This window comes from Sporosarcina ureae DSM 2281 (assembly GCF_000425545.1).
Classification (GTDB): domain Bacteria; phylum Bacillota; class Bacilli; order Bacillales_A; family Planococcaceae; genus Sporosarcina; species Sporosarcina ureae.
The window spans coordinates 55,957-72,875 of sequence record NZ_AUDQ01000012.1 but is presented as its reverse complement, the minus strand read 5'-3'; the positions used below and the strand labels follow the sequence as shown (position 1 = coordinate 72,875).

Genomic DNA, 16,919 nt, shown 5'->3' with positions numbered 1-16,919 from the left:
CTTTTTTGTATATAAAACGCCAAACTTCGACATGGATATCGAGGTCTGACGTTTTCTTCTTATTATAAATTTGTCTTTGCTTGAATCATGACTTTCTGTTCTTCGACATTCGCAGTCGGCTTCTTCGACCAGATCGTCGCAAGTATTGGACCAGAGATATTATGCCAGATCGCACCCCATACGCTTGGTAGTGCGGCAAGTGGACCGAAGTGAGCAGTAGCGAGTGCTACACCAAGACCTGAGTTTTGCATACCGACTTCGAGTGAAATGGCCCGTCTGTCGTTTTCGTTCAATCCAAGTCCAAGTGCAATCAAATAACCGAGAAGTAATCCGATACCGTTATGCAAGAACACAGCGATAAATACGATGAAACCTGAGCTCACGACGTTGCCTGCATTTGCAGAAGTGACCGCAGCAACAATAATAAGGATCGCGACAACCGAAATGATCGGGACGATGGATACACTTTTGGCAACCGCCCTAGGGAAGAATCGTTGAATGAGTAAACCTAGTGCAATCGGAATAATGATGACTTGTACAATCGATTTGAACATCGATAACGCATCGACTGGCAACCATTGGCCAGCTAACCATAGTAATACTAGTGGCGTGACAAGTGGTGCCAATAAAGTAGAAAGGGATGTCATTGCAACTGATAATGCGAGATTTCCTTTTGCTAGATAGACCATAACGTTTGAAGCAGTACCCCCGGGAACGGATCCAAGCAATACCAGACCGGCAGCTAGTTCAGGTGGCAGCTTCAATAAATAGGCAAGACCGAATGCAACCAACGGCATAACGACAAACTGTGCCGCTACACCAATGATTACGGGTAGCGGATTTGTCAAAATGATTTTGAAGTCCACTGCTCGTAACGTCAATCCCATTCCAAACATGACAACGCCGAGTAAAATCGTAATGTATGCACCTAATCCGAGAAAAGGAGTAGGGAACATGAACGCGATCAAGGCGACTAGGATGACCCAAAAGGCAAAGTACTTTCCTGCGATAGAGCCGATTGCTTCGAGTGCTTTCATAGTTCGATCACCTCGGATTCAACGTGAAAAATTTTATTTGGATTGAGCAAGTGATCAGGATCAAGAGCCTGTTTAATTTTCTGCATAACGAGAAGTGCAGGACCATGTTCCTGCTGTTGGTATTTCTGTTTGCCAATTCCGACGCCGTGCTCTCCTGTGCAAGTCCCGCCACGTTCAAGTGCGTAGTGAACAATCTTTTCATTTAATTCATCAGCTTTCGCTAGTTCTGCTGGATCATTCATATCTATCATCAGCAAGACGTGGAAGTTGCCATCGCCTACATGGCCGACAATTCCTCCAGGCATGTCAAGCGACTCAACTACCTCGCGCGCATGATTGACAGCTTCTGCTAGTTCTGAAATCGGCAGACAGACGTCTGTAACCATTAATTTTTTACCAGGATTCCCGTGGATATAAGCGTATGCCAGATTGTGGCGTGCTTCCCACAGGCGATTTCGTTCCGCATTATCTGTTTCGAATTCGATATGTTCACAGTGGTGATCCGCCACGATTTCTTTCGTAAATTCGACGTCTTGTTGAAGTCCCGCTTCATTGCCATGAAACTCAAGGAATAGTGTCGGCTGTTCTTGATAATTCGTTTCGCTGAATATATTTACTTGACGCATCGAGGATTCATCGACTAATTCAACACGCGCGATTGGAACACCTGCTTGTAAGATCGAAACAACTGCTTCTACTGCATCCTTGACAGTCGGGAAAGAAGCACGAGCTGCAGTTGTAAATTCAGGAATACCATAGACGCGCAATGTCAGCTCGGTGAAGCACCCTAGAGTTCCTTCCGAACCAACGAATAATCCGTTCAAATGAAGACCAGATGCAGACTTAGCCGCTTTATTTCCTGTATGTATGACTGTTCCGTCTGCTGTTACTACTTCAAGGTCACGTACTTGATCACGCATCACGCCGTATTTAACGGATGTCGTGCCGCTAGCATTCGTTGCTGCCATGCCGCCAAGTGTCGCGTCTGCCCCTGGGTCAACAGAGAAGAACAAACCATGTTTCTTCAATTCTTTATTTAATTGAGTCCGCGTGACACCTGGCTGTACAGTCACGAGGAAATCTTCTGCACGTATGTCTAGAATGGCATTCATGTTTGAAAAGTCGATGGTGATTCCACCATTATCCGGAATGACACTACCTTCTAGGCTCGAGCCAAGTCCGAATGGAATGACAGCTACATTTAGCTCCTTTGATACGCGCATAATCTTGCTTACATCTTCCGTACAAGAAGGGAATACGACGATATCAGGTAATTTCATTGTATGGTAGGACTCATCTTTGCCGTGAAGTTCACGCACGGTTTCATTAATGGTCACTTGTTCATTGGTTAAAACTTCCTGTAAAGACTGGACGATTTTTTCAGTAGTCGCTGTCATAGTTGATCTCCCCTTAATGGTGAATTAGTTTTGTTGAAAGTAGTTCTACTGATTAGAATATTTAAACTATTCTACAGGACATTATACTATTATACTTACTAATCTGAACAATTCAATGATCATTTGCTTAATTTACTATTTTTATTCAAAGTTTCACAGGCATAAAAACTATACTTACGCATGTTCGAGGCCTATCTGACTAGCTGTAACCTTTCATATGAATAGAAGAACGCCAGATTAAGTGACTGTTTTGTTTGTATTTTCATTAACCCATACAAATGATCAACAGGCTTTAGCTAAGGAGAGTGTGAAATGGATACTATTTTGTTTGTGGAAACCACGAAGAGTGGTTCGAGCAGGGAGGCCATAAAGGCTGCAGAAAGGATAGGCTATGCCACGGTGTTGTTAACCCAGAATAAGAAGTATCTCGAACAAAGAGAGGAATTTCCGGAAGTTACACAAATGATTCACGTTGACGGCATAACAGAAGAGATAGTTCGACAACAGATTCATGATTTAAAGAAGTCGGGAATGAAGTTGAGAGGGATTTTCAGTTTCGTAGATCCATTTGTATCGATGGCTGCCCATCTTGCGAATGAATTTTGTTATTCAAAAATTTCCGTTGATGCTTACCTGAAAATGGAGGATAAAGTGTTAACTAGAACCGCATTAGCTAAAAACGAAGCGACACCAAAATTTATCATTTTTGAACCGTCGACAGATTTGAAACAATTCATCAGCGAGCAAGAGATATTCCCTCTCATTATCAAGTCGCCACTTTCAAAGGCATCAAGAGATGTGTATCTAGTTGATAATCAAGAGGAAATGACGCGTGTTATGAAGAGTATGTTGAAAGTCCATCCTGCCCAGCAAATTGTGGTTGAAGAGTATTTGGATGGCCCGCAGTATTTAGTTGAATTAGTAGTAGTGAATGGGAAGCTTCATTTAATTGCGGTGATAAAACAGGATATTCAAAAAGATCTGAAGTTCATCATTACAGGTTATGATATTCAACTATCATTAGAGAAAAGCTTATATGCCAAGCTTTTTAAAACAGTGGAATCCATTTGCAAGGATCTTGGAGCGAAAAATGTAGCTTGTCACCTTGAACTACGATATGTCAGGGATACCTGGAAGTTGATTGAGTTGAATCCGAGAATATCGGGTGGCGCCATGAATCGCATGATAGAAGAGGCGTATGGAATTAATTTAATGGAAGAAACATTGAAGCTATTTATAGGTGAAGAAGTAAATTTGAAAAGAAGGCACGAAAATCATATTTATACGCACTATATTACCGTGAATGCTTATGGCACGTTGTTGAAAGTAACAGGAAAAAATAATGCAATGAAGTATGAAGGAGTGCGGGAAGTCTACGTGAAGCCGCGCAAAGGCACATTCATGACACCACCTATTTCGATGGGAAATCGATATGGCTATGTCATAGCTTCCGGTGATTCAGCATCAAAAGCGAAACGAAACGCCTTGCAGGCAGCGAAGAATATTAAGTTTTATATAGAAACGGATGAGGAGTGAGCGCAGATGATTACAGTGGGGATGTTGCATTCAAAGAAACACCCGAGCAAAGTAAAGAAAGCTTTTGCTTGGGCAGCTGTTGCTAAAATGGAAGGAGTGAATTTTTACTATTTTTCACCACGTAACGTAAATTTTAAGACGAAAGTAATTTCAGGTTATGTATATGAACAGGGCGAGTGGATTCAAAAAGACTTGTTGTTTCCAGACGTCATTTACAATGCATGTGCGATGAAAACCGATGAGGAAATCGACGTATACACAAAATTAAGTGATATAATCCCTTTTACTTCACACTCTGTTGGCAATAAAATGAGTGTTTATAGAAGGATCAGTAAAATGCCGGAATTTGAGGATTATTTAATTCCATCCGTACGGGTCGAACAACCTGAGATTGTGTTGAATGCATTGACGAAATATAAAAAAGTGATGATTAAACCAGTATCCGGCAGTCAGGGAAGGGGGATTTGGTTTATCGAGCAAGATGGCGAGCAGTTTCATAAGATAGTTGACACAGAGAAGACAACCACTAATCGAAAACAACTTATTTCCGATCTTCAAGATATAATCAGTGAGACAGACTATTTAGTCCAGCCATATATATCCTGCCGAACAAAAGAAGGAAATCCGTATGATTTTAGACTACATGTTCAAAAGGACGGGGAGGGTAAATGGATGATTTCGCTTATTTATCCTCGGATCGGCACAATGGATCGAGTGACTAGTAATATTTCACGTGGTGGTAGTATGGGGGTATTGAGGTCGTTTTTAGAAAGAGAATTTGGTGATGAACGAAGGAATATGAGGCAGACTTTAGAAAAGTTTGCTGACCGATTCACTAATGAATTTGAAAGTACATTCGATGTGAAATTTGATGAGCTCGGGATTGATATTGGTGTCGATGAAAATAATAAGCTCTGGATATTCGAAGTGAATTGGAGACCGGGAAATGACGAAATTGTTTTTGAAGTAGCAAAGAACCTACTTCCTTATGCAGTGTATGTTGCGAAACAGAATAAAACTACCTGATGTGTATTCCAATAATTTCTAATTAATGCTTGACCGCACCTAACCCATCTTTCAGCCTTGTCATATATATAGTAGATAGGTATATAAGAAGGGAAGGGTATAAATGAATAAACCAAGTGTGATATGTGTGGAGATGAAAAAATTGTTGGAAGAGCAAGAGTTGTTGGGGAAATTTTGTCATGGATTTCAATATGTCTGTTCGTTTCCTCTCTACGATACGATCCCCTTTACACTTCATGATTGTGAATTACACAAACCATTCAGCGCCCATTATCACTGTATAAAGACCCCGTATTTTAGATTGGAAAAGCTCGATATAGATACATGCTGTGCAACTTTAACCTTACTAGAGCCAGTCGATTTGGAAGGAAATCCAGTGGACTCCTGCGAAGAATTGTACTCCCTCAAGAAGACCAAAAGCTGTATTATAGTCAATATCAATTGTTTTTGCGCAATCACACCATTTTCCCCTAAGCTAGTTGATAAAAAACTACCTACTGTTGAGCCGAAAAAATAAATATAAACTAAAAGGTGATACGATATGCACAAGACCATTAGAAGACAACTAGTTGAACGAATTGATTCCGACTATCAGAAGTTTTCATCAGCACTCATTCCGAATGTCGATCATATACTTGGAGTGCGTATGCCAGAGCTCCGTAAACTCGCAAAAGAGATTGCGAAAGATGATTGGCGGGTGTATCTACAGACGGCGAATGATAAGTATTTTGAAGAAGTGATGTTACAAGGCTTGGTCATAGGTTACGTGAAAGCGGACTTGGAAGAGCTTTTGATGTATGTAGCGAAATTTGTCCCGAAAATAGATAATTGGTCCGTTTGCGATAGTTTTTGTTCGGGGTTAAAAGTGACCAAGCACAATAAAGAACGTGTTTGGTCATTCCTCCAACCATATATGGATTCTGAGAAAGAGTATGAACTGCGCTTCGGAATTGTTATGCTGCTTATTTATTATAGTGAGCCCGACTATATCGATAGAGTACTCGATTTGCTAGATCGTGTGCAACATGAAGGATACTACGTCAAAATGGCGGTTGCTTGGGCGTTGTCTATTTGTTTTGTAAAGCTCCCTGATAAAACAATGGATTATTTGGCTAAGGAGAATTCATTGGATTTGTTTACGTATAATAAAGCGTTACAGAAAATCACAGAGTCGACGCGTGTGGAGCAAGATATGAAAAAAGTGATTCGGAGTATGAAAAGGCGTTAACAAAAGCCTAGTCTTATGACTAGGCTTTTTGGTTATGTGTATAACATTTTACCATATAGCAAACTTGCCTTTTTTACTATATTTTCAAAGTGTCATTGTGCAGATAGCGAAGTAGTCAAAACAAGAGAAACCTGACAAAAAATCAGGTTTCTCTTAGAATGTCTTCATCTATCCTATTTCACTTCACGTACATCTGAATGAATCTATTTTCTGTAAGTCCAACCCATAATACTCCCAGCGGTAATGACGTGGGTCCCATCGATACCCAGCAATAGAGGTTCTGCCAACGAATGTTGGGTAATACCAAAACCCTTTGTTTCGCGAAGTCCATACATACGTATAACGGTACAAGCATCCTGCTATGCCGCCGGGATCAACTGCGCGTAGTTGAGTGTCAGGATAGCTCGGTATTTGGCTTGGAGGAGCGGAAGTCGGTGCACTTTGCTGCGGTTGACCTCCTGGCTGCCCATGGTGATGGTGTTCTTGGTGATGACCGTGCTGTCCATGCTGTCCATGCTGTTGATGATGTCCGGGATGACCGTGCTGACCAGGATGTCCGGGATACCCCGAATGCCCTGGATAAGTGGGTTGTTGAGGGTAACCGGGATAACCTGGCTGACTTGGATAACCGGGTTGATGTTGCGGTGGATATCCTTGTTGGTGCCCCGGATAACTAGGTGGCCATTGCGGATTTTGTTGATTGGGTGGCGGGTATCCTGGATATCCACCTGGCCATCCTTGCTGTTGTTGGCCGTGCTGCGAGTGACTCTGTTGATGATGTGCATCATACTGCTGCCCTGGATAACCGTCAGGCAGCTTCGGATACCACATGCCTTCATCCTGCTGACTCAAACTATCACTCCTTCATTTCTACTAATTTCACACACAACGAAACTGATCAATACGTTGTAAATCAATGCCTATATACTCCCAGCGGAATCTGCGTGGATTCCACTGAAACCCTGCGACGGATTGTCGACCGACAAATGTCGGATAAAACCAAAAGCCATTACGTCGTGAAGTCCATACATACGTAAAGCGATACAAACAACCTGAGATGGCACCAGGGTCTACCGCGAACGCCTGAAATTCTGGATAGCTTGGGATTTGATTCGGTGGCGGGGAATTTGGAGCAGCCGCCTGACCGCCTTGATTTGGTGAGCTTGGATACCCAGGTCGACCTGGCTGCTGTCCAGGGAAATTAGGTTGCTGTGGAAAGCTGGGTGATGAAGGAAAGCCCGGTAAACTCGGAAACCATTGCATACCTGGGAACCCTTGAGATCCCTGCATACCTGGGAACCAAGGTTGCCAAGGGAAAAACGATTGTGCTGTGGAGAAGCCTTGTGGATCGGCACCTTGCCAATATTGATCTGAATATTGCGGGTACCTCATAAATTCATCTTGTGGATTCAACTCATTACGCCTCCTTTTATTGTTCGTTTTATCATATGCAGTCTGTTGGTTATTTGACCTTATTGTCTCTTCATGCGATAGCTGTGCTAAACTAAAGATAAAGGAAGTGGAATATAATGAATGAAAATAAACCTCATATTTTAGTAGTGGATGGAATGGCGTTGTTGTTCCGTTCATTTTTTGCGACGGCACATAGTGGGCAGTTTTTCCGCAATGCATTGGATGTACCGACGAATGGCGTACAAGGATTTGCGCGACATACGATGAGTGCTATCTCGATTTTCCAACCGACACATTTAGCGGTGTGCTGGGATATGGGATCGAAAACATTTCGTAATGAATTATTCGCAGACTATAAAGCGCATCGCCCAGCACCTGCACCGGAATTAATTCCGCAGTTCGATATGGCTCGTGAAGTATCGGAAACACTAGGGTGGAAGAGTTATGGAATCAAGAACATGGAAGCGGATGATCTAATTGGTTCGCTAATTGAAACGTGGAAAGACGAAGCAAAATTGACAGTGGTGTCGGGCGATAAAGATTTACTTCAGCTATTGAAGCCGGATGTGTCGATTGCGCTAACGAAAAAAGGCTTCACGCAGTATGATGAATACACGGAAGCTCGTTTTATAGAAGAGTATGGGATTACTCCTAAGCAATTCATTGATATGAAAGCATTCACTGGAGATTCGAGCGACGGATACCCTGGAGTGAAGGGGATTGGTCCGAAGACGGCATTGAAGTTAATACAGGAGTATGGCTCGGTCGATGGCGTGCTCGCAGCGAGAGAAAAACTAACGGCAGGTGTGCAGAAGAAGCTGAATGCAGAAGAAGAGATGCTGATGATTTCAAGGGATCTCGCAACGATTCATTGTGATATCAAACTCGATGATCCGCTAGAAGATTTGCTCATTCCGGAGTTCACTGAAGAAACTGCCAAAGTAATGGAAGAGCAAGGCTATTCCATGATTGCTAAACAAGGACTACCTGTTTCACCGTTTTAACGATTCGATCTTAACGAACGTCAAAATCTTATGATTCGGCTCATAGGGGATGGAGCGCACACGGCTCGCGCAATTTCTGCCACCGTGGTCATGAACGAGAATATGTAGTTGATTCTCTATATACTCATACCCAACCATCACGACCCAGTGATAATCGAATGAAAAACGACTACGCCACTTGAACTTGAACCATTTATCAAACTTCACAGCCACAGGGCGGTCTTCATCGATTTGCTCGATAGCCTGCTGTAGGTTACAAACTTTCACATTCCATTGCGAGCCGAGCATTTTGTTGAGCCTACGAACAAAGCGCCAAGTAGGCAAACCAATCTTCGTACTCCCTAATGTTCGATACAGCTCATTAATGGAAGGAATTTGTTCGGTAGGTAAGAAATGGCGCAGCAACACATACGCTGTAACAGGCCCGCAAGCCGACGGACGGTAGCTTGGTTCAATGTCGTTATCATACTGCGATTTACCTTGTACTTCTATGTATTTGGACATGCAGAACTCCTCCTTTATGGAACATATTGTGGTTTGGTAGGGGGCGCGCGGTGTGTGGCGCTCATACTTGTTGCTTAAGCGCTCTATGAACTCTGTTTTGCGCTCAATGTAGCTCGCTAAGTGCTCTATCCAGCTGTGCATACGCTCTATCTAGCGGTTCAATCGCTCATACTTTCCGTTCAACCGCTCAACCCATCCCAACAACCGCTCAATAAAGCAAATGCTGAGAACCTTTAGGTTCTCAGCATTTTCACATTTCATCTTTAGATCTTCACTTCGTCTAAAAACTCCTCAACTTGTTCAGGGGACTTTGCAAACGCACTATGCAGATGTGCATGCTTCTCACCATTTTGGAAGACTAACAGACTTGGAATTCCCATCACTTCATATTTCTCAGCAATTTCTGGAATAACGTCGCGATCCGCTTCATACCATGTGTATGTATCGTATTTTTCAACGATTGGATCAATAAACATATCCATACGCTTACAGTCTGGGCACCAGCCTGCTTCGAATTTCACAAGTACTGGCTGGTCACTCGCAATGATTTCTTCAAACTCAGTTGCTGATTTAATTTCTTTCATTTTTATCGCCTCCATTCAGTATGTAGTGTACAATGAATCATGAATGTTTGGTATTAAATTGCTTATTTTAAAAAGTCTGATTAAATATGAAATAAATATTGCGAAATAATTTCAAATGATTTATACTAGCAATTATAGGCAACGCATATTTTTTTACTCTATAAATGAATGAGCGTTCATTCAAAGAACTTAAGGGGAGGATTGCACGTGACTTATCAAATTAGAAAAGCGGCAGTTTTAGGATCTGGAGTTATGGGTTCTGGTATAGCAGCGCACTTAGCGAATATTGGTATTCCCGTACTTTTACTAGATATCGTACCACCGAAATTAAGTGCAGATGACGAGGCAAAAGGATTAACGTATGACAATCCAATGTTCCGCAATAAGTTTGCGGCAACAGCGTTGGAGAAATTACAAAAACAGAAACCGGCTCCTCTGACAACGAAGAAAAGCTTATCATTACTTACACCAGGAAACTTTGAGGACCATTTGGATCAATTGAAAGACGTAGATTGGATCATTGAAGTCGTCGTAGAAAACCTGGATATTAAAAAGAGTTTATATGAAAAGATTGAAAATGTGCGAAAGCCAGGCACCATCATTTCATCCAATACATCGGGGATCAGTATTGAAGCGATGACAGAAGGACGTTCGGAAGATTTCCAGAAGCACTTCCTTGGCACACATTTCTTCAATCCTCCAAGATACTTGAAATTGCTTGAGATTATTCCTACAGAAACGACATCACCTGAAGTTGTAGAGTTCATGACAGTGTTCGGTGAAGATCGTTTAGGAAAGGGAGTTGTAATTGCGAAAGATACTCCAAACTTCATCGGTAACCGAATCGGAACGTATGGTTTACAAGTAACATTGCATGAAATGCTCGAACGCGGTTATACAATCGGGGAAATCGACTCGATTACGGGTACATTAATCGGCCGTCCGACGTCTGCAACATTCCGTACATTAGATGTCGTGGGACTGGATACGTATATGCACGTGGCGAAAAACGTCTACGATCAGACAACGGGTGAAGAACAGAAAATATTTGAGCTACCTGAGGTCGTCACGAAAATGATCGATAATGGCTGGATCGGCGCGAAAGCAAAGCAAGGCTTCTATGTGAAAAAAGGCCGAGACATTATGGAATTGGATATGAAGACATTTGAATATGTTCCTACGCAGAAAATGAAAGCGCCTTCAATAGAAATGGCAAAGCAGCAAAAAGGACTAGCTAATAAAGTGAAGACGTTACTGTATGCAAAAGATCGTGCAGGCGAGATTTTGTGGAATACATTAACACCGACGATGCTATATGCTGCACAACTTCATGGGGAAATTGCAGACGATATCGTTTCAATCGATAACGCAATGAAATGGGGCTTCGGCTGGACACAAGGACCGTTTGAAATATGGGACGCAATCGGCGTGAAGAAGTCTGTGGACATGCTGAAAGAAGAAGGCAAGGAAATCCCTGAACTCGTTCAGTCATTGCTCGATAAAGGCTATGAAACTTTCTATAAAGAAGAGAATGGCGATACGTACTTCTTCGATGGCTCGGACTATCAAGCTGTGCAAGTAAATGAGAAAGCGATCGACTTGAAGCAGTATAAGAAGAAGCACGGTGTCATCAAGAAGAACTCTGGCGCAAGCTTGATTGACCTTGGAGATGGAATAGCTTTACTAGAATTCCATTCGCAGTCGAATGCGATCGGACTGGACATCATTCAGATGATCAACATCGCGGTAGATGAAGTGGAGCGGAACTTCAAAGGACTTGTAATCGGGAATCAGGGGAAAAACTTCTGTGTCGGTGCGAACCTTGGCATGATTTTAATGGAAGCACAAGATGATAATATCTTTGAACTCGACTTTGTTATCCGTTCATTCCAGAACGCGATGTTGAAGATTAAATATAGTGGCAAGCCAGTTGTTGCGGCACCATTCCAGATGACGCTAGGTGGCGGAGCAGAAGTTTGTCTTCCAGCTGCACATATTCAGGCATCTATGGAAACGTATATGGGACTCGTTGAAGTAGGGGTAGGCTTGATTCCAGGTGGTGGCGGTAACGTCAACTTATATCAGAAGCACCTGAAAGGTTTGCCAAACGGTGTACCTACTGATTATCAACATATTGCGAATAAAGTATTCGAATCGATCGCCATGGCGAAAACGTCGACATCTGCTGAAGAAGCAAGAGAGAACAACTTCCTCGACTTTGCAGACGGCATTAGTGTCAATCCGGATCATCTAATCTACGACGCGAAACAAGCTGCTTTGTCATTATTTGAAGCGGGCTATGTAGCGCCGAAGAGAGCGAAAGTTCCTGTAACAGGCGATTCAGGCTATGCAACCTTATTACTTGCAGCTGAAGGGATGTTCAGTTCTGGATTCATTAGCGAACATGATTTAAAAATTGCGAAGAAACTCGCATACGTACTGTCTGGCGGAAAGATTCCATATGGTACACGTGTCGATGAGCAATACTTACTTGATTTAGAACGCGAAGCATTTTTAAGTTTAGTGGCAGAACCGAAATCACAACAGCGTATGCAGCATATGCTAGTCAAGGGTAAGCCGTTACGTAACTGATGAGAGATAGCTAAAGGAGGAAGCAGAATGCGCGAAGCAGTAATTGTAGCCGGTGCTCGAACACCGATTGGAAAAGCAGGAAAAGGTTCTTTGGCAACTGTCCGTCCGGATGATCTTGGGGCGTTGACTATAAAGGAAACATTAAAACGTGCGGGGAATTATGATGGGCCGATCGATGACTTGATCATCGGTTGTGCCATGCCTGAAGCGGAACAAGGAATGAACGTCGCGCGTAACATCGGCGCGCTAGCAGGATTACCGGATACGACACCTGCCGTAACGGTCAACCGCTTTTGTTCATCCGGTTTGCAGTCGATCGCTTATGCGGCAGAGCGTATCATGCTCGGTCACTCAGAAGCAATCTTAGCAGGTGGCGTCGAATCGATGAGTATGGTTCCGATGATGGGGAATACGATTCGTCCGAACGTTAAACTCGCTGAAGAAGCGCCTCAATACTATATGGGAATGGGACATACAGCGGAGCAAGTGGCGCAAAAGTATGGCATCTCCCGTGAAGATCAGGATGCGTTCGCAGTGGAATCACATAAACGTACCGAAGCGGCGATTAAAGAAGAAAAATTTGTCGATGAGATTGTACCAGTTGAAGTAACGAGACGTTTTGTCAATGAGGACGGTAAGTATCAAGAAAAAACGGTTTTATTCGAAATGGATGAAGGCGTACGTCCTGGTACGACGACTGAAATTCTCGGAAAATTACGTCCAGCTTTCGCAGCGACAGGTTCTGTCACAGCTGGAAACGCGTCACAAACATCTGACGGTGCAGGAATGGTCTTATTAATGGATAGAGAAGTCGCTGAAAAGCGTGGTTTACAACCCATGGCAAAATTCCTTTCTTTCGCAGTAGGCGGCGTGCCACCGGAAGTGATGGGGATTGGACCGATTGTCGCTGTGCCTAAAGCGTTGAAACTAGCGGGTCTATCTATTGAAGACATCGACCTTTTCGAGCTCAATGAAGCATTCGCATCTCAGTCACTTGCAGTGATTCGTGAACTTGGATTGGATACAGATAAAGTGAACGTCAATGGGGGAGCCATTTCATCAGGTCATCCACTAGGTGCGACAGGAACTATTTTGACTTTGAAATTAATTAATGAATTGAAACGCCAAGGCAAAAAGTACGGTGTCGTCACGATGTGTATCGGTGGCGGAATGGGAGCAGCTGGAGTATTCGAAGTTCTATAAAATAAAATCAAACATACAAACAAATAGGGGGAAATACAATGACTAAAGCTATGGAGGGAACAACTATGACAGAATTCGTAAAAGGTGGAGCATTTTTAACTGAGGATATGGACGCTAGTCGCGTTTTCACACCTGAGGATTTTACAGATGAGCAAAAGATGATCGCCAAAACAACGGAAGAGTATGTGAAAAATGATGTAACACCGTTGATTGAAAAGCTGGAGAACCATGAATTCGAAAACTCTGTCACATTGCTGAAGAAAGCAGGAGATCTAGGTCTTCTAGCAGCAGATATTCCAGAAGAGTATGAAGGACTTGCACTAGATAAAATTTCATCCGCATTGATTGCTGAAAAATTATCCGTAGCAGGCGGCTTCTCGATTACACACGGTGCGCACGTAGGGATCGGTACATTGCCGATTGTATTATTCGGTAACCATGAGCAAAAAATGAAGTACTTGCCGAACTCTGCAAGTGGAACAAAAATCTCCGCTTATGCATTGACAGAGCCAAGCTCAGGGTCAGACGCTCTAGGCGCGAAGACCACTGCTAAATTAAATGCTGCAGGTACACACTATGTACTAAACGGTGAAAAACAGTGGATCACGAACTCTGCATTTGCTGATGTATTCGTAGTCTACGCAAAAGTAGATGGCGACAAATTCACGGCATTTATCGTAGAAAAAGAATATCCAGGCGTTTCAGTAGGACCGGAAGAGAAGAAAATGGGTATCAAATCATCTTCTACACGTACGTTGATTCTAGAAGACGCACAAGTACCGGTTGAAAACTTATTAGGTGAGATTGGCCGCGGACACGTGATCGCGTTCAACATCTTAAACATCGGCCGTTACAAGCTTGGAGTAGGTACGATTGGCGGATCAAAGCGGGCACTTGAATTGGCTATCAAATACGCGAATCAGCGTAAGCAGTTTGACACACCGATTTCTTCATTCAACTTAACGAAAGAAAAGTTCGGTACGATGGCATCTAAGTTGTACGCAACAGAAAGCTTGATCTATCGTACGGTTGGGTACTTTGAAGAGCGTAACGCGGCGATGAGCCCTGAAGAGCAAAAAGATGGCGCAAAAGTGGCGGCTTCCATTGCTGAATATGCAATTGAATGTTCTATTAATAAAGTAGTAGGTTCAGAAGTGTTGGATTACATTTCCGATGAAGCCGTTCAAATTCACGGCGGTTACGGCTTCATGGCAGAGTACGAAGTAGAGCGTATCTACCGTGACTCCCGTATTAACCGTATCTTTGAAGGAACGAATGAAATCAACCGTATGATCGTTCCAGGTACGTTCTTGAAGAAAGCAATGAAAGGCGAATTGCCGTTGCTTCAACAAGCACAAGCATTGCAGGAAGAGTTGTTAATGCTTATGCCGGAAGAAGTGGGCGAAGAGGCATTGGCTCAAGAGAAGGCGCTTGTGAAGAACGCGAAGAAGATCGGTATCTTGGTTGCAGGACTTGCAGCACAGCGTTACGGCACGAAATTGGATCAGGAGCAGGAAATCCTTGTAAACATCGCAGATATTGCGAATGATCTATTCGGTATGGAGTCTGCATTGCTTCGTACGGAGAAGGCAATCAATAAGAATGGTGAAGCAAAAGAGAACCAGAAGCTTCTCTATACACAGATTTTCTGTCAAGAAGCGTTCGGACGTATCGAAGCGGCAGCAAAAGAGACTTTGCTTGCAGCGGTCGACGGTGACAACCAACGCATGATGATTTCTGCGTTGCGTAAGTTGACTCGTAATAATCCATATAACATTATTGCGAAGAAGCGTGAAGCGGCTGAGAAGCTGATCGAAGCAGAGAAGTATATCGTTTAATCATAACGTAGACAAAACGCCTCCTATGTGGGGCGTTTTTGTTTTGGGAGAATTGGAGAGGTCGTTCAAGAACAAATGCGTTAGAGTGGTGAATATAGATAGAGAGTGCGAGGAGATTGAAGCTCCAGCTGGGGACGCTTTCCTGAGGGCGTGGCTTACTCAAGGCAGTCTATGAAAGCACATGCTCCTAACGCTGCGCTTTTACTCGCAAAAGCCGTCCTTCGTTACGGCTCTCGCTGATCCTCCAGGAGTCGCCCCAGCTTCCGCTCCAATCCTATGTTTAACGTGAAGGTACCTAGATCCACTATTGTAGATAGAGTCTAAGTGGTTTTTCCTTTACACTTGGTTAGTTCAAGCTCCTTTATAAAGTTAATCACAATACCACATACAATGCACACCAGAAACTGTCACCCACTCAGCTTGCAAGGGATTGGTGCGTAGGGGGGCGACTCCTAGAGGATCAGCCCGACAGGCGAGACAACTAAGAGAGCACAGCGAACAGTTGGCTCGCCGCGGGCCCTCAGGAAAGCGTCCCCTCCGAAGCGCCAAGCCCCAAGCCCCAAGCCCCAAGCCCAACAGATTGCCAGCCTCTAAAAGCACAAACACAACAGCAATCAAACGCCGCTAAGTTAGCACCGCCCCCCTTAATTTGCTATACTGAAAAAAAAGGAGGGATTGACAATTATGACTATGACATACTACGGCTATCCAAAATGTACCACGTGCCGCAAAGCGAAGAAATGGCTTACGGACGAAGGGATTTCATTCGAAGAAAAGAACATCGCCGAACAACCTCCAAGCGAAGACGAACTACGCAACATGATCGCGAACTCCGGACTCGAAATGAAAAAATTCTTCAACACAAGCGGTAAGAAATATCGTGAGCTCAACTTAAAAGACAAACTACCAACCATGACGGACGATGAAAAGATCGCGCTCCTCGCTTCAGACGGAATGCTCATCAAACGTCCAATCGTTTCTGATAACCAAAAAGTGACCGTTGGATTTAATGAAACAACGTTTACAGAAACGTGGAAGAAGTGATCTAGAATCTTGTCTTTATGCGGGAACTATGGCAAACTAAGGGTAGATAAACTATTATATTTTTGGAGGTAACGACATGAGCACACCAAAAGATTTACGTTATTCAGAAGAGCACGAATGGGTAAAAGAAGAAGACGGTAAATACCGTATCGGAATCACACATTTCGCACAGTCTGAACTAGGAGATATCGTATTCGTTGAACTGCCACAAGTGGGCGATCAATTGAAATCAGACGAGCCTTTCGGAAGCGTTGAATCAGTGAAAACGGTTTCTGAATTGTACGCTCCACTTACTGGTAAAGTTGTAGAAGTGAACGAAAACCTTGAAGACAGCCCGGAATTGGTTAACGAATCTCCATACGAAGGTGCATGGATGGTAGTAGTTGAAATCGATAACAAAGCTGAATTGGATGAGTTAATGACAGCTGAGCAGTACGAAGAAATGACAGCTGAATAATATTCTAAAAGAAAAAGCGCTGGAACGTCCTAGCGCTTTTTTTACACGCTAGGAGG

The 16,919-nt window shown here is 43.3% G+C and carries 16 protein-coding genes; 10 read left to right on the top strand and 6 right to left on the bottom strand.

Features of this window, described 5'->3' with window-relative positions:
* Positions 1–62: 62 nt before the first annotated feature.
* Positions 63–1,037 carry a bile acid:sodium symporter family protein gene (locus H605_RS0112115; protein WP_029054471.1) on the bottom strand — a complete coding sequence of 325 codons (975 nt, stop codon included), beginning with the start codon at positions 1,035–1,037 and terminating at the stop codon, positions 63–65.
* Positions 1,034–2,434 (bottom strand): FAD-binding oxidoreductase, encoded by a 1,401-nt coding sequence (locus tag H605_RS0112110; RefSeq protein ID WP_029054470.1) that lies wholly within the window; start codon positions 2,432–2,434, stop codon positions 1,034–1,036. The genes H605_RS0112115 and H605_RS0112110 overlap by 4 nt, the downstream gene beginning before the upstream one ends.
* 312 nt (positions 2,435–2,746) lie before the next feature.
* Between H605_RS0112110 and H605_RS0112105 the strand changes: the two genes are divergently transcribed.
* The 4 genes from H605_RS0112105 to H605_RS0112090 all read left to right on the top strand — a co-directional run bounded on the left by H605_RS0112105 (position 2,747) and on the right by H605_RS0112090 (position 6,224).
* Positions 2,747–3,970 carry an ATP-grasp domain-containing protein gene (locus tag H605_RS0112105; protein WP_029054469.1) on the top strand — a complete coding sequence of 408 codons (1,224 nt, stop codon included), beginning with the start codon at positions 2,747–2,749 and terminating at the stop codon, positions 3,968–3,970.
* Positions 3,971–3,976: 6 nt separating this feature from the next.
* Positions 3,977–4,996, top strand: a complete 1,020-nt coding sequence (locus H605_RS0112100) for a YheC/YheD family endospore coat-associated protein (protein WP_029054468.1) — start codon at positions 3,977–3,979, stop codon at positions 4,994–4,996.
* Positions 4,997–5,099: 103 nt separating this feature from the next.
* On the top strand, positions 5,100–5,513 hold the full coding sequence (locus tag H605_RS19740; protein WP_051210569.1) for a CotY/CotZ family spore coat protein: 414 nt from the start codon (positions 5,100–5,102) through the stop codon (positions 5,511–5,513).
* 24 nt (positions 5,514–5,537) lie between these two features.
* Positions 5,538–6,224, top strand: a complete 687-nt coding sequence (locus H605_RS0112090) for a DNA alkylation repair protein (RefSeq protein ID WP_029054467.1) — start codon at positions 5,538–5,540, stop codon at positions 6,222–6,224.
* A gap of 359 nt (positions 6,225–6,583) precedes the next feature.
* Here H605_RS0112090 and H605_RS18685 read toward each other — a convergent pair whose 3' ends face one another.
* Together H605_RS18685 and H605_RS0112080 are read right to left on the bottom strand one after the other, a co-directional pair.
* Complete coding sequence (locus H605_RS18685) at positions 6,584–7,063, bottom strand: hypothetical protein (protein ID WP_198040334.1); 480 nt, start codon at positions 7,061–7,063, stop codon at positions 6,584–6,586.
* Positions 7,064–7,103: 40 nt separating this feature from the next.
* Positions 7,104–7,637 (bottom strand): hypothetical protein, encoded by a 534-nt coding sequence (locus tag H605_RS0112080; protein WP_081657925.1) that lies wholly within the window; start codon positions 7,635–7,637, stop codon positions 7,104–7,106.
* Between the two features lie 116 nt (positions 7,638–7,753).
* On the opposite strand from H605_RS0112080, the gene H605_RS0112075 reads away from it, so the two are divergent.
* Positions 7,754–8,641: a 5'-3' exonuclease gene (locus H605_RS0112075; RefSeq protein ID WP_029054464.1), complete on the top strand. Its 888-nt coding sequence runs from the start codon at positions 7,754–7,756 to the stop codon at positions 8,639–8,641.
* On the opposite strand, the gene H605_RS0112070 is transcribed toward H605_RS0112075, so the two are convergent.
* Positions 8,630–9,145, bottom strand: coding sequence for a C39 family peptidase (locus tag H605_RS0112070; RefSeq protein WP_029054463.1), 516 nt, complete (start codon positions 9,143–9,145; stop codon positions 8,630–8,632). The two genes, H605_RS0112075 and H605_RS0112070, sit on opposite strands and share 12 nt — an antisense overlap.
* A 263-nt stretch (positions 9,146–9,408) precedes the next feature.
* On the bottom strand, positions 9,409–9,729 hold the full coding sequence (locus H605_RS0112065; protein WP_029054462.1) for a thioredoxin family protein: 321 nt from the start codon (positions 9,727–9,729) through the stop codon (positions 9,409–9,411).
* Positions 9,730–9,897: 168 nt separating this feature from the next.
* Here H605_RS0112065 and H605_RS0112060 point away from each other — a divergent pair, with 168 nt between their 5' ends.
* The 5 genes from H605_RS0112060 to gcvH all read left to right on the top strand — a co-directional run bounded on the left by H605_RS0112060 (position 9,898) and on the right by gcvH (position 16,863).
* The gene (locus H605_RS0112060) at positions 9,898–12,321 is read left to right on the top strand and encodes a 3-hydroxyacyl-CoA dehydrogenase/enoyl-CoA hydratase family protein (RefSeq protein ID WP_472548849.1); all 2,424 of its coding nucleotides are present in this window, start codon (positions 9,898–9,900) and stop codon (positions 12,319–12,321) included.
* Between the two features lie 27 nt (positions 12,322–12,348).
* A complete protein-coding gene (locus H605_RS0112055) occupies positions 12,349–13,524 on the top strand; it encodes an acetyl-CoA C-acetyltransferase (protein WP_029054460.1) in 1,176 nt (391 codons plus the stop codon).
* A gap of 38 nt (positions 13,525–13,562) precedes the next feature.
* Positions 13,563–15,362 (top strand): acyl-CoA dehydrogenase family protein, encoded by a 1,800-nt coding sequence (locus H605_RS0112050; protein WP_418346939.1) that lies wholly within the window; start codon positions 13,563–13,565, stop codon positions 15,360–15,362.
* Between the two features lie 684 nt (positions 15,363–16,046).
* Positions 16,047–16,406 carry an arsenate reductase family protein gene (locus H605_RS0112045; RefSeq protein WP_029054458.1) on the top strand — a complete coding sequence of 120 codons (360 nt, stop codon included), beginning with the start codon at positions 16,047–16,049 and terminating at the stop codon, positions 16,404–16,406.
* Between the two features lie 76 nt (positions 16,407–16,482).
* Entirely contained in the window at positions 16,483–16,863 is a 381-nt protein-coding gene (gene gcvH / locus H605_RS0112040; RefSeq protein WP_029054457.1) for a glycine cleavage system protein GcvH, read from the top strand.
* Positions 16,864–16,919 lie beyond the last annotated feature (56 nt).